Source organism: Haliea sp. (assembly GCF_041395985.1).
Classification (GTDB): domain Bacteria; phylum Pseudomonadota; class Gammaproteobacteria; order Pseudomonadales; family Halieaceae; genus Haliea.
The window spans coordinates 568,180-581,346 of sequence record NZ_JAWKZJ010000001.1; the positions used below are offsets into that span (position 1 = coordinate 568,180).

A 13,167-nucleotide genomic window follows, 5' to 3' on the forward strand; every position below is an offset into this window, starting at 1 on the left:
ATGGGCGATCATCATCACGGTCCTGCCAAGGGCCTTAGCCGGTGGCTGTTCACCACCAACCACAAAGACATCGGAACCATGTACCTGTGGTTCTCGTTTTCCATGTTCATTCTGGGTGGCGCATTCGCCATGGTCATTCGCGCCGAGCTGTTCCAGCCCGGCATGCAACTGGTCAACCCCGCGTTCTTCAACCAGATGACCACGCTGCACGGTCTGGTGATGGTGTTTGGCGCCATCATGCCGTCCTTCGTTGGCCTCGCCAACTGGATGATACCGATGATGATCGGTGCGCCGGACATGGCGTTGCCGCGGATGAACAACTGGAGTTTCTGGATCCTGCCGCCGGCGTTCCTGATTCTAGCGTCCACGCTGTTCATGGAAGGCGGTGCGCCCAACTTCGGCTGGACCTTCTACGCGCCGCTGTCGACCACCTACGCGCCGCCGTCCGTCACCTACTTCATTTTCTCCATTCACGTGCTTGGGCTCTCGTCCATCATGGGCTCGATCAACATTATCGCTACCGTGATGAACATGCGCGCCCCCGGCATGACCTACATGAAGATGCCGCTGTTCGTGTGGACCTGGCTGATCACGGCGTTCCTGCTGGTCGCAGTAATGCCGGTGCTCGCGGGCGCGGTCACCATGATGCTGATGGACATCCACTTCGGCACCAGCTTCTTCTCTGCCGCCGGTGGCGGTGACCCGGTGCTGTTCCAGCACATTTTCTGGTTCTTCGGGCACCCGGAGGTGTACATCATCATCCTGCCCGCGTTCGGTGTGGTCTCCCAGATCATCCCCACCTTCTCGCGCAAGCCGCTGTTCGGCTACGACTCCATGGTCTACGCCACGGCTGCCATCGCCTTCCTGTCGTTCATCGTGTGGGCGCACCACATGTACACAGTGGGTATGCCGGTCGCCGGCGAGCTGTTCTTCATGTACGCCACCATGCTGATCGCCGTGCCCACCGGGGTGAAGGTGTTCAACTGGGTGACGACCATGTGGCGCGGCGCCATGACCTTCGAGACCCCGATGCTGTTCTGCATGGGCTTCCTGGTGCTGTTTACCATCGGCGGTTTCACCGGCCTGATGCTGTCCATCGCACCGGCTGACTTCCAGTATCACGACAGCTACTTTGTGGTCGCCCACTTCCACTATGTGATGGTGGCTGGTGCCGTGTTCTCGATGAGCGCTGCGGTGTACTACTGGCTGCCCAAGTGGTGTGGCCGCATGTACAACGAAACCATGGGCAAGACCCACTTCTGGATTTCATTCGTGGGCTTCAACATCACGTTCTTCCCGCAGCATTTCGTCGGCCTGGCGGGCATGCCGCGGCGGATTCCGGACTATGCGCTGCAGTTTGCTGACTTCAACATGATGTCCAGCATCGGTGCCTTCATTTACGGCGCCTCGCAGATCCTGTTCCTGTACAACGTGATTGCGACGATTGTGGCCGGTAAACCCACCAGTGAAGCGAAAACCTGGGAAGGTGCCGAAGGCCTGGAGTGGACGGTTGCCACACCGGCGCCCTACCACACCTTTGAAACGCCGCCACAGGTACGCTAAACGCCATCGTGTGTTGCTTGGATTGAGGAGCGGAGCATGTTGAGAGTGAGTAGTAACCCGGTTGTCGACACCGTCGTCAAGTTGGCGTCGACCGCTGTGATCATGTTTGCCTTTGTATTCGTGGTCATGGTGCCGCTGTACAACGTGCTTTGCGATGCCCTGGGCATCAACGGCAAGACCAGCGGTGAAGCCTACACATCCGTGCAGGCCGGCGTGGACGAGTCCCGCACGGTGACCATCCAGTTTGTGGCCACCAACAACGAGGGCATGCCCTGGGACTTCGGCCCGTCGGTCACGATGATGAAGGTGCATCCAGGCGCCAGCAACGATACCGTGTTCCACGCGCGCAATCCGCTGCCCAAGGCCATGGTGGCCCAGGCTATCCCCAGCGTGTCGCCGTCCCGGGCCGCGGCGTATTTCCACAAAACCGAGTGCTTCTGCTTTAACCAGCAACCGCTGGATGGCGACAGCTCGGCGGAAATGCCGCTGCAGTTCATCATCGACCGCGACCTGCCCAGCGACATCCACACGATCACGCTGTCCTACACGATTTTTGACGTCACAGACATGGTGGGCGGCTCTATTGCTGCACGCTGACACGCGGTCCGGGGGGGCCGCGTGATTACAACGGAGAAAGACAATGACAACCCAGAGTTCTACAGAGTACGAGAAGTATTACGTACCGGAAAAAAGCAAACTGGCGGTGTGCGCAACGATCGGCCTGATCCTCAGCACGTTCGGGGCCGCCAGTGTGATGAACGATATGACCTTTGGCGACGGCGCCACGACCGGCTCCTGGGGCATATTCTGGTTTGGCCTGTTCTTCTTCTCAGCAACGCTGTTCGGCTGGTTCCGTATGGCGATCAAGGAAAATCTGGCCGGCCTGAACAGCGCGCAGCTGAAAAAGTCCTACGTGCTGGGCATGTTTTGGTTCATCTTTTCCGAGGTGATGTTCTTCCTCGCCTTTTTCGGCGCGCTGTTCTACGTGCGCACCCTGGTCGGCCCCTGGCTGGCTGGTGAGGGCGAAGGCGGCCGTATGAATCACCTGCTCTGGGAAGGCTTTGAGTACCAGTGGCCCATGCCGCTGACCCCGCAGGAAGCGGTGGGCGGTGTCGCCAACCAGCCGATCGCCAATATGGGAACCTTCGAAAGCTACGAGAAGAGCATGGCGTTTGGCGAAGCGGCCGCGTGGTATCTCTGGCTGCCGCTGTGGAACACCATCGTCCTGTTGTCTTCCAGCTTCACAGTGCACATTGCGCACATGGGGCTGCTTGACGGCAACAAGCGCAAGTTCAATATCTGGCTGGGTATCACGGTCGCCCTGGGCATGCTGTTCGTCGCCCTGCAGGCACTTGAGTACTACGAGGCCTATGCGCATTTCGGCCTGACCCTGAATTCCGGGATTTACGGCTCCACGTTCTTCATGCTGACCGGCTTCCACGGTTTCCACGTCATCATGGGCATGACCATGCTGCTGATTCAGTGGCTGCGCTCAGTACGGGGCGGTCATTTCACCGCCGATGATCACTTTGGCTTCGAGGCATCCAGTTGGTACTGGCACTTTGTGGACGTGGTCTGGGTATTCCTGTTCCTGTTCGTGTACATCCTGTAGGGTTTCTACTCCCTGCGCTCCTCCGCCTGGGCGGCCGGACGAGGTCCGGCATCCCAGGGGTTGCGGTGTCCCAGCTTGCCGGTGGCAACGCCAAAGATTACGAGGCCTGCAAGGGTCAGTGCAAGCGTCAGGCGCACACCCAGGGAATGGAAGGTCCGGCGGCTGTTTTTGTCGCCCTGATCGACCATCAGGAAGTAGAACCCGCTGCCCAGGCTGGCCAGCAGCGCCAGCATCAATCCGATGATCATCAACTTCAACAATGTCCTGCTCCTTTCCGGAAACGCAGCAGTATAAACCAGCGGCCGGTACAGCTGGTGAATACAGCGCTACATTAACTGAACGGGGTTGAGGCATGGCTGCATTGAAACTGGACCTCGAGTGGCGCATCACGCTGTTCACGGCGCTGCTGTTTCCCGCCCTGGTGATGCTGGGCTTCTGGCAGCTGGAGCGCGCTGAAGAGAAGCGCGCGCTGGAGTCCCGCTGGGCGCAGCGCCAGAGTGAAGCACCGGTCGAGCTCCAGCAACTTGCCGCGGAGCCTGTGGAAACACTGGCCTACCGACGGGTGTTGCTGCGCGGCGAGTTTCTCCCCGACCACTATCTGCTGCTGGACAACCGGATGCATCGGGGTCGTTTCGGCAATGAGGTCCTGGGCCTGTTTCGCCTCGCCGACACCCGGCAGCTGGCATTGGTCAACCGTGGCTGGGTGCCCAGTGATCCGGCGCGCCTGAGCCTGCCCGAAGTGCCCGAACCGCGTGGCGTCACCCGCGTGACGGGGCACCTCTACGTGTCACCCGGTACGCCCTACCTGCTGGCGGAGCAGCAGTTGTCACCGCCTTGGCCGGTGCGCATACAGGCGGTCGATATGCAGGCGCTGCAACCCCTGGTGGCGGAGCTTGGCGACGCCGGGTTGTTTCCTTGGATGGTGCGCATCGACCCCAATACTCCGGCGGCCCTCGTCGCCGACTGGCCGGTGGTGAATGCCAGCCCGGAAAAGCACCAGGGTTATGCCCTGCAGTGGTTTACCATGGCCGCCGTTTTGTTGATCTTTTTCCTGCTGCGCAGCTCGAACCTGTGGCGGCTTATCACGCGAAGAGAGGATTGATTCATGCAGGAGCCCGCGCCGGGAGTGAATAACAGCCGTCTGGTCATCCTGCTCATCGCCGGTATTCCAGTCATCATGGTGCTCGCCGCAACCTGGCTCTGGTGGTTTGTCATCCGTGGTGACCTCGACCTGGTAGAAATCCTCGGTACAGCCAATCGCGGTGACTTGCTGGACCCGCCGCGCCCGCTGGCGGAAGCAGGGCTGCTTTCACCCACCGGTGCGGCCCTGCCCTGGAGCAACGTCGACCACCAGTGGACGCTGCTGGTCACCCACCAGGGGGACCGCTGTGGCGCGCCCTGTGAGCAGAAGCTCTACCTGACACGGCAGATTCATCTGGCGCTGGGCAAGGAATTTCCCCGGGTGCGGCGGATGCTGATCAGCGACCGTGCGCCGTCAGATACCGGCATGTCGGTGGCCGAGCTGTCCGACGGCAAGCCGGCCCCCGCGGACTTTTCCGCGTTGCTGGCGTCGGAGCACGGCAGTGTGGCGGTGGCACGCATGGACGTCGCGGCCTGGCCGGCGTTGTTTCCGGAAACGCTGACTTCGGAAGACGTCTGGTACCTGGTAGACCCTGCTGGCTGGGTCATGATGACGTATGATAGCGCCGACAGTTATAAAGACGTGATCTCTGATCTCAAATTCCTGCTGAAGAACTCCGGGGACTGAACAAGCCCAATGACTGATATGGCCGCAACAGCCAAAGCCACGTGGCGCGACTACAAGGAGCTGACCAAGCCCAATGTCGTGCTGTTGATGATCCTGACGTCGGTGATCGGCATGTTCATGGCCGTACCCGGCATGGTGCCGCTGGACGCCCTGATCCTCGGCAACCTCGGTATTGCGCTGTGTGCGGGCGCTGCGGCAGCGGTAAACCACCTGGTTGACCAGCGTGTAGACCAGCGCATGGCCCGCACCAGCAAGCGGCCCATTGCCCAGGGTCGCGTCGGTACGCTGCAGGCGGCGGTTTTCGCCGCGGTGCTGGGAGGTGCGGGCATGGCCATCCTGCTCATCTGGATCAATGCGCTCACCGCCTGGCTGACCTTTGCCTCCCTGGTGGGCTACGCCTTCATCTATACCCTGTTTCTGAAGCGTGCCACGCCACAGAATATTGTCATCGGTGGCCTTGCCGGTGCCGCACCGCCGCTGCTGGGCTGGACCGCCGTGACTGGCGAGATTCACGGCCACGCGCTACTGCTGGTGTTGATCATCTTTGCCTGGACACCGCCCCATTTCTGGGCGCTGGCGATTCATCGCAAGGAGGAGTACGCGGCGGTGGACATTCCCATGCTCCCCGTGACCCACGGTGATGCCTTCACGCGCCTGCATATTCTGCTCTACACCGTGCTCATGTTCCTGATCACACTGCTGCCCTTCGTCACCCGTATGAGCGGCCCGCTATACCTGCTGGGTGCCGTCGTGCTGGGCGGCGGCTTTCTCTATTGGGCCATAGAGCTCATGCGCAACCGCAATCCCGCCGCGCCGATGGAGACGTTCAAGTATTCGATCATCTACCTGATGGCCTTGTTCGTGATCATGTTAATCGATCACTATGTTTTCCCGATGACTGCAGCCTGAGGACCAAGCCACCATGAGCGACAGCAAGACACCCAGCCAGAGCCGCGGCATTCGCTGGACCGTTATCGGGGTTCTGGTGTTCATTCTGGTGATCGTTGCCGGTTTCGTGAACCGCATCAACCAGCCGCGCGTGATGACGGCTGCCGACATGCAGGCGAACGGGGCATTCCTGCTGCAAACCCCGCGCGACATGGGTGACTTTGAGCTGATAGACCACCGCGGCCAGCCTTTTGTGCCGGCCAGCCTCGAGGGCCAGTGGACGCTGATTTTCTTCGGTTTCACCTATTGCCCCGACATCTGCCCCACGACCATGGCGTTCCTCGACCAGTTTGTGCAAGCCCTGGAGGGGACTGAAGTGGAAGACACCCGGGTGGTGATGGTCTCCGTCGACCCGGCGCGCGATTCCGTGGAGCAATTGGCCAGCTACGTGCCCTTCTTCAACCCCGAGTTTCTCGGCGTGACCGGTGAGTTCCTCGACATTCACCGGTTTGCCACCGCCCTGAACACGCCCTTCCGCAAGGTGCCGGGGCAGGATGAGAATTACCTCGTCGACCACAGCGCCAACGTGGTACTGATCAACCCCCGCGGCGACTACCACGCGTTCTTCAAGGCACCGCTGGATCTGGCAAAAATGAAGCTGACCTACCGGTCAATCCGGGTTCTCTGGGACCATTGATCCGCATCACGGGAGGCCCTCATGGCTGATAGCGTCGCGCCTGTCGTCCTGGTGGACGGTTCCTCGTACCTGTACCGGGCTTTCCATGCACTGCCGCCCCTGAACACCTCGAAAGGCGAACCCACCGGTGCCGTGAAGGGTGTGATCAGCATGCTGCGCCGCCTGCTCAAGGACTATCCGGAAAGTCCGGTGGCGGTGGTTTTTGATGCCAAGGGCAAGACCTTCCGCGATGACCTGTTTGCCGAGTACAAGGCCCAGCGTCCCCCCATGCCGGACGAGCTGCGCGCCCAGGTGGAACCGATACACGCCATTGTCCGCGCCATGGGTCTGCCGCTGATCTGCGAGCCCGGTGTCGAGGCGGATGACGTGATCGGCACCTTGGCGCGCCAGGCTACCGAGCGCGGCCGCCCGGTGGTCATCTCCACCGGCGACAAGGATATGGCGCAGTTGGTGAACGAGCACACCACACTGGTCAACACGATGACTGATACGCGGCTGGATGAGGCCGGTGTCAAAGACAAATTCGGTATCCCGCCGTCCCGGATAATCGACTTCCTTGCACTGATGGGTGACAAGGTCGACAACATACCCGGCGTGCCCGGTGTGGGGGAAAAAACCGCGCTGGCGCTGTTGCAGGGACTGGGGGGCCTGGATGATATCTATGCCGGGCTGGACCGGGTGGCCAGCCTGGACTTTCGCGGTGCGAAGAGCATGGCGGCAAAGCTGGAAGCCGAGCGCGAGCGCGCCTACCTGTCCTACCAGCTGGCCACGATCAAGCTCGACGTGCCGCTGCAGGAGTCGGTAGAAGAGCTGCGCAATGAAGAGCCCGATACCGAAGCGCTGCGCGAATGGTATACACGGCTGGAATTCCGCAGCTGGCTGGACGAACTGCTGCAGGGCGTTGAACCCGGTGCCGTGGAGGGCGACAGCCCCGCGAACACTATCGAAACCCACTGGGAGGTGCTGACGGAGGCGCCCGCGCTGGAGCGCTGGCTGGCACGTTTGGAGACGGCTGAGCTGTTCGCCTTCGACACGGAAACGACCAGCCTCAATTACATGGAGGCACAGGTTGTCGGTGTCTCGTTCGCGGTGCGCCCCGGGGAGGCCGCCTACGTGCCACTGGCGCACGACTACCTGGGTGCGCCGGCACAGCTGGACCGCACCGAGGTACTCGCCCGTCTGCGACCACTGCTGGAAGACCCGGCGCGGGCAAAGGTGGGGCAGAACCTGAAGTACGACGCCAGCGTCCTGGCCAATCACGGCATTACCCTGCGCGGCATCCGTCACGACACCATGCTGGAGTCCTACCTGCTGGATTCCACGGCTACCCGACACGACATGAACAGCCTCGCGCTGAAGTACCTCGGCTACAAGACCATCCACTTCGAAGATATTGCCGGCAAGGGCGCCAGGCAGCTGACCTTCAACCAGATCAAGGTGGAGGATGCGGGTCCCTACGCGGCGGAGGATGCCGATATCACGCTGCGCCTGCACGAGGCGCTGTGGCCGCAGCTGTCGGCGCTGCCCGGGCCGGCCTCGGTCTACACCGATATCGAGTTGCCGCTGGTGCCCGTGCTGTCACGTATCGAGCGCACGGGAGCGCTGGTCTCGCGGGAGCTGTTGCAGCAGCAGAGTCGTGAGCTGGGTGAGCGCCTGCAGCAGCTGGAGGCCGAAGCCCACGACCTTGCCGGCGAGGCCTTCAACCTGGGCTCCCCCAAGCAGTTGGGCGACATCCTGTTCAAGCGGCTGGAACTGCCCGTACTGCGCAAGACCCCGACCGGCGCGCCCTCCACCGCCGAGGAGGTGCTGGCCGAGCTCGCCCTGGATTATCCGCTGCCGCGCGTACTGCTGGAATACCGCGGTCTTAGCAAACTGAAATCCACCTATACGGACAAACTGCCTGATCTGCTGAATCCGCACACCGGGCGTATCCACACCTCCTACCACCAGGCGGTGACGGCGACCGGACGCCTGTCGTCGTCCGACCCGAACCTGCAGAATATTCCCATACGCACCGAGGAGGGGCGGCGCATTCGCCAGGCGTTCATTGCGCCGCCGGGGTACCGCATTGTGGCGGCGGACTATTCGCAGATCGAGCTGCGGATTATGGCGCACCTGTCCTCCGATGCTGGTCTCCTGCATGCCTTTCGCGAGGGGCTGGATGTGCACCGCGCCACGGCGGCCGAGGTCTTCGGGGTGGCCCTGGACGCCGTATCCGCCGAGCAGCGGCGCAAGGCCAAGGCGATCAACTTCGGCCTGATTTACGGCATGTCGGCGTTCGGGCTGGCGCGTCAGCTCCACCTTGGCCGCAGCGAAGCTCAGGACTATATCGATCGCTACTTCGAGCGCTATCCGGGCGTGCAGGATTATATGGATCGCACCCGGGCCAGCGCTCGCGAGCAGGGTTACGTGGAAACCCTGTTCGGGCGCCGCCTGTACCTGCCGGAAATCAACGCGCGCAACAAAATGCGCGCTCAGGCCGCCGAACGCACCGCCATCAACGCGCCCATGCAGGGCACGGCAGCCGATATCATCAAGCGCGCCATGCTGCAGGTGGACCACTGGCTGCAGGCGTCGGATGTCGACGCCCGTACCATCATGCAGGTACACGACGAACTGGTGCTGGAAGTCGCGGAAGATGCGGTCGAACAGGTGTGTGACACGCTCTGCAGCCTGATGAGCGAAGCCGCGGAACTGGCGGTGCCGCTGCTGGTGGAAGCGGGCTCTGGAAAAAATTGGGATGAAGCGCACTGAGGCGCGGAACTTTCCGGAATCTGCCCAGTCATAGAGTCCGTAGCATGCTGCTACTGTTCCGCCGGCTCCCCCCCATGAGCCGCTCGCGGAACAAGTCTCTTCCCCAGAGACCCAAGCTGTCCCGGCTGCCTGTCCCCCTACGGGTAGCCGGGTTTTTTTATGCCTCCGTTTCCCCTGTAGTGTCGTCCTCGTACACGCTGATATCGGTCAGCCAGGCGTTCAGCACCGCTATCAGCTCCTTGTGGCCGCTGTGCTTGAGGGCGGAAAACAGCTGCACGCTGACCGTGTCACCGTGCGCCTGCAACTGCCGCTGTACCTGCAGCAGCGTGGCCCGCGCCGGACCGTTCTTCAGCTTGTCGGCCTTGGTCAGCAGAATGTGGACCGGCATGCCGGCGGTCACTGCCCAGGTGAGCATCTGCTGGTCGAAGGGCTGCAGCGGATGGCGAATATCCATCAGCAGAATCAGGCCGCGCAGGCTCTGGCGTTTTTGCAGGTAATTTTCCAGCTGTTTGGTCCACTCCTGCTTCACCGCGAGGGGCACTTTGGCAAATCCGTAGCCCGGCAGGTCGACCAGTCGCTGGGTTTCACTGAGGCTGAAGAAGTTGATCAATTGCGTCCGGCCCGGTGTGCGGGAGGTGCGCGCGAGCTTTGGGTTCCCCGTCAAGCTATTGATTGCAGAGGATTTTCCCGCATTTGACCGGCCGGCGAAGGCCACCTCCCAGCCGGTGTCCCCGGGGCACTGTGAAAGCCGGCTGGCGCTGGTCTGGAAACTGGCACTGCGGTAGTCGGGCCGTTCCGGAGCGGGTGCTTGCATGAGATGCGCTTGCCTTTTTTGCAGGGGGTATCTCGTATATAATGCCACAGCTTTCCCGGGACCGAGGGAAAAGTCCGCGTCCCGTATTACCCCGCAACAAGCAGCAGAGGTGTAGCATGAAAAAATTGTTGGCAGTTGGCGCCATGGTGTTTGCCGCCGGTGCGATGGCGGAGCCGCCCATGGACAAGTACAACAAGAGTTGTGCTGTGTGCCACAACGCAGGCGTTGCAGGGGCCCCCAAAACCGGTGATGCCGCCGCCTGGGCTCCGAAACTGGAGAAGGGTATGGACGCGCTGGTCGCGTCGGTCAAGAGCGGCCTCAATGCCATGCCACCCAAGGGCATGTGCTTTGATTGCACCGATGAGGACTACGCAGCCCTGATCACGTACATGTCCACGCCGGCGCAGTAAGGCGTCGTAACTCTAGGTTCCAGTCTGGAAGTGTCATGAAGAAAGCCCTTGTTCTTTGCGCAGCCCTGGTGGGTTTTGCACACACCGCAGGTGCGGCGACGCCGTTCCTGCAAGGCGATCCCGCAGCCGGTGAGTCACTCACCATGGTCTGCAGTGCCTGCCACGGTGCCGACGGCAACAGCCCGGCGCCCAACTTCCCCAAGCTGGCGGGCCAGGGGCAGCGCTATCTGCTCAAGCAGCTCATGGATATCCGCGATGGCGCACGTCCCATCCCTACCATGGCCGGCCAGGTTGATAACATGACCGACCAGCAGCTGGCGGATATTGCGGCCTTTTACGCCAGCAAGCAGGTCACCGGGAGCCAGGCAGATCCGGAGCTCGTAGCGCTGGGCGAGAAGGTCTACCGCGCCGGCGTTGCGGAGCGCAAGGTTGCCGCCTGCAGTGGCTGTCACTCACCCAACGGCAGGGGCAACGCGCTGGCGGGTTACCCCGCCCTGCACGGCCAGCACCCCGAGTACATTGCGGCGCAGTTGCGTGCCTACCGCAAGGGCTATGAAGACCCGACCGGTCGCACCAATGACGGCGACACCAAGATCATGCGCGCTAACGCGTTTGGCCTTAGCGACATGGAAATCGAAGCCGTTGCCAGCTACGCCGCCGGTTTGAAATAAGCCGCTCCAGCACTATCTGAAAAGGTGGCCATTGAGCCACCTTTTTTATCCGGGGTAGAACGGTACGCCGGAATCGTGGTCTGATAACGGTAATCTGACAATGGAGAATCTCATGTTCAAGCGTTTTCTCGCCCTTACCCTGATGGTGCTGGCTCCCCTCACGGTCGTGGCTCAGGACACCGATACCCCTGACTGGGAGGAGGGCACCCACTACGACCTGATCGTGCCGGCCCTGCGCACGGCCGACCCGGACAAGATCGAGGTGGTGGAGTTTTTCTGGTACGGCTGTGGGCACTGTTACACCTTCGATCCCCTGATCAGCCGCTGGAAGGAAACCCTGGCTGATGATGTCGACTTCAAGGGCTCGCCCGCCGTGTGGAACAAGCCCATGGAGCTGCATGCCGCCATGTTCTACACCGCCGACGTGCTTGGGGTGCTGGACGCCCTGCATACAGTGATGTTTCAGGCCATGAACGTGGATGGCAAGCGGCTGGGTTCGGAGGCGGAAATTCGCCAGCTGTTTACAGCCAACGGTGTCAGCGGTGAAGACTTCGACAAGGCGTTTTCCTCGTTTGGGGTCAGCAGTCAGGTGCGTCAGGCCAACAGCCGTGCCCGCGCTGCAAAGATTACCGGCACGCCGGAAATGATGGTAAACGGCAAGTACCGCATCAGCATCCGTAAGGCTGGCAGCCAGGCAAACATGCTGAAGCTGGCGGATTTCCTCATCGAAAAAGAGCGCGCTGCCGCGCAGACCGCTGCCGCCTCCTGATCGTGGAGGGCTGACAGGGCGCGCCGTGGAGGCCATTTACTACTCGCCAATGCTGCTGGGCGTTTGCCTGCTATTGGCGGTTGCCATTTCCTCCACCGCACTCTGGTATGTCTCACGTCCCTACGCTGGCCCGGTGTTCTGGATGGCCGGCAGCTGGACGCTGATTGCCGGTATCGTCCTGTTTTTCGGCTTTATCGCCACCGGCAGCCCGGTGCTCAATGTGCTGGGCAATGCGGGTCAGCTGACCGGTGAAGCCCTGTTTCTGATCGGCATCTTTCACTTCATGGGGCGTCCCCTGCCCTGGTGGACAGTGCCCGCCAGCGTCGGAGTCATGGTCGCCTTCAACATCCATTACTGGGTGGACGACGGCAACTCGGATTTCCTCATGGGTGTGTACTCCACGATCGCGGGTTTGCTGCCGGTACAGGCGATCTGGCTGCTGTTCAAGAGTCGCGAGGATCCCGCCACGCGTCCCGCCCAGCTGCTGGTGGGCGTGAGCTTGCTGATCTACAGCGGCGTGGTGTTGTTGCGGGGTTTTCATGGCTACTCCGACTGGTTGCAGGACGAGCCCTACGTGTTGCCCCTCAATTCCTACAGCTACCTCCTGCCCTATAATTTCGGTATCCCGGCTCTGGTCATGGGCTTCGTCGGCGTGACGCTGATGACCATGCAGCGCATTCTGGCCGTGGGGCGCAGGCACCAGCTGCGGGCTGAGCACCTAGCAACCCGCGATGATCTCACCAACCTGCTCAATCGCCGCGCGTTTCGCACGGTGGCCGAGCGCGATCTGGCCCGGGCCCTGCGCCAGGGGCACTCACTGTGCCTGGCAATGATCGACCTGGACCATTTCAAGCGGCTTAACGACAACCACGGGCACAGTTTCGGTGACCGGGCCCTGCAGCACGTCGCCGAGGTCTGGCAGCGGCAGCTGCGTGAAACCGATGTGCTGGCGCGCTACGGCGGCGAGGAGTTTGTGCTGCTGCTGCCGGATACAGCGCCGCAGGAGGCGCGTGTGTTGCTTGATCGCGCGCGGTTGGCGGTCGCGGATACCGCCCTGCACGCCGATAAGCAGCCTGTGAAGGTGACCTTCAGTGCCGGCATCACCGAGGCTCGACCGGGCGACACCATTGACCTGCTGCTCAGCCGCGCCGACGAGGCGCTGTACCGGGCCAAGGACGCCGGCCGCGACCGCGTGGAAGTCTTCGCCCCAGCGAGCTGACC

14 protein-coding genes are annotated in these 13,167 nt (G+C 61.8%); 12 read left to right on the forward strand and 2 right to left on the reverse strand.

The window, feature by feature from the left end; translation table 11 throughout:
- The 3 genes from ctaD to R3E49_RS02590 are packed head-to-tail and all read left to right on the forward strand — an operon-like array spanning position 1 to position 3,175.
- Positions 1-1,563 carry a cytochrome c oxidase subunit I gene (gene ctaD, locus R3E49_RS02580; RefSeq protein ID WP_371293604.1) on the forward strand — a complete coding sequence of 521 codons (1,563 nt, stop codon included), beginning with the start codon at positions 1-3 and terminating at the stop codon, positions 1,561-1,563.
- A gap of 36 nt (positions 1,564-1,599) precedes the next feature.
- Complete coding sequence (locus R3E49_RS02585; RefSeq protein ID WP_371293605.1) at positions 1,600-2,160, forward strand: cytochrome c oxidase assembly protein; 561 nt, start codon at positions 1,600-1,602, stop codon at positions 2,158-2,160.
- Between the two features lie 43 nt (positions 2,161-2,203).
- Positions 2,204-3,175, forward strand: coding sequence for a cytochrome c oxidase subunit 3 (locus R3E49_RS02590; RefSeq protein ID WP_371293606.1), 972 nt, complete (start codon positions 2,204-2,206; stop codon positions 3,173-3,175).
- Positions 3,176-3,180: 5 nt separating this feature from the next.
- On the opposite strand, the gene R3E49_RS02595 is transcribed toward R3E49_RS02590, so the two are convergent.
- On the reverse strand, positions 3,181-3,435 hold the full coding sequence (locus R3E49_RS02595; protein ID WP_371293607.1) for a DUF2909 domain-containing protein: 255 nt from the start codon (positions 3,433-3,435) through the stop codon (positions 3,181-3,183).
- A 92-nt stretch (positions 3,436-3,527) separates the two neighbouring features.
- Between R3E49_RS02595 and R3E49_RS02600 the strand changes: the two genes are divergently transcribed.
- The 5 genes from R3E49_RS02600 to polA are packed head-to-tail and all read left to right on the forward strand — an operon-like array spanning position 3,528 to position 9,282.
- Positions 3,528-4,277, forward strand: a complete 750-nt coding sequence (locus tag R3E49_RS02600; protein ID WP_371293608.1) for an SURF1 family protein — start codon at positions 3,528-3,530, stop codon at positions 4,275-4,277.
- A gap of 3 nt (positions 4,278-4,280) precedes the next feature.
- Positions 4,281-4,943, forward strand: coding sequence for a hypothetical protein (locus tag R3E49_RS02605; RefSeq protein ID WP_371293609.1), 663 nt, complete (start codon positions 4,281-4,283; stop codon positions 4,941-4,943).
- Between the two features lie 9 nt (positions 4,944-4,952).
- Positions 4,953-5,852, forward strand: a complete 900-nt coding sequence (cyoE, locus tag R3E49_RS02610) for a heme o synthase (protein WP_371293610.1) — start codon at positions 4,953-4,955, stop codon at positions 5,850-5,852.
- Positions 5,853-5,865: 13 nt separating this feature from the next.
- Positions 5,866-6,528, forward strand: coding sequence for an SCO family protein (locus R3E49_RS02615; protein WP_290741004.1), 663 nt, complete (start codon positions 5,866-5,868; stop codon positions 6,526-6,528).
- 21 nt (positions 6,529-6,549) lie between these two features.
- Complete coding sequence (gene polA / locus R3E49_RS02620) at positions 6,550-9,282, forward strand: DNA polymerase I (protein ID WP_371293611.1); 2,733 nt, start codon at positions 6,550-6,552, stop codon at positions 9,280-9,282.
- Positions 9,283-9,439: 157 nt separating this feature from the next.
- On the opposite strand, the gene yihA is transcribed toward polA, so the two are convergent.
- On the reverse strand, positions 9,440-10,096 hold the full coding sequence (gene yihA, locus R3E49_RS02625; RefSeq protein WP_371293612.1) for a ribosome biogenesis GTP-binding protein YihA/YsxC: 657 nt from the start codon (positions 10,094-10,096) through the stop codon (positions 9,440-9,442).
- A 116-nt stretch (positions 10,097-10,212) separates the two neighbouring features.
- Here yihA and R3E49_RS02630 point away from each other — a divergent pair, with 116 nt between their 5' ends.
- From R3E49_RS02630 to R3E49_RS02645, 4 genes are all read left to right on the forward strand, one after another.
- A complete protein-coding gene (locus tag R3E49_RS02630) occupies positions 10,213-10,506 on the forward strand; it encodes a cytochrome c5 family protein (protein ID WP_371293613.1) in 294 nt (97 codons plus the stop codon).
- 35 nt (positions 10,507-10,541) lie between these two features.
- Positions 10,542-11,177 (forward strand): cytochrome c, encoded by a 636-nt coding sequence (locus R3E49_RS02635; RefSeq protein ID WP_290741016.1) that lies wholly within the window; start codon positions 10,542-10,544, stop codon positions 11,175-11,177.
- 112 nt (positions 11,178-11,289) lie between these two features.
- Positions 11,290-11,946 (forward strand): thiol:disulfide interchange protein DsbA/DsbL, encoded by a 657-nt coding sequence (locus R3E49_RS02640; protein WP_371293615.1) that lies wholly within the window; start codon positions 11,290-11,292, stop codon positions 11,944-11,946.
- Between the two features lie 25 nt (positions 11,947-11,971).
- The gene (locus R3E49_RS02645; protein WP_371293616.1) at positions 11,972-13,165 is read left to right on the forward strand and encodes a GGDEF domain-containing protein; all 1,194 of its coding nucleotides are present in this window, start codon (positions 11,972-11,974) and stop codon (positions 13,163-13,165) included.
- Positions 13,166-13,167 lie beyond the last annotated feature (2 nt).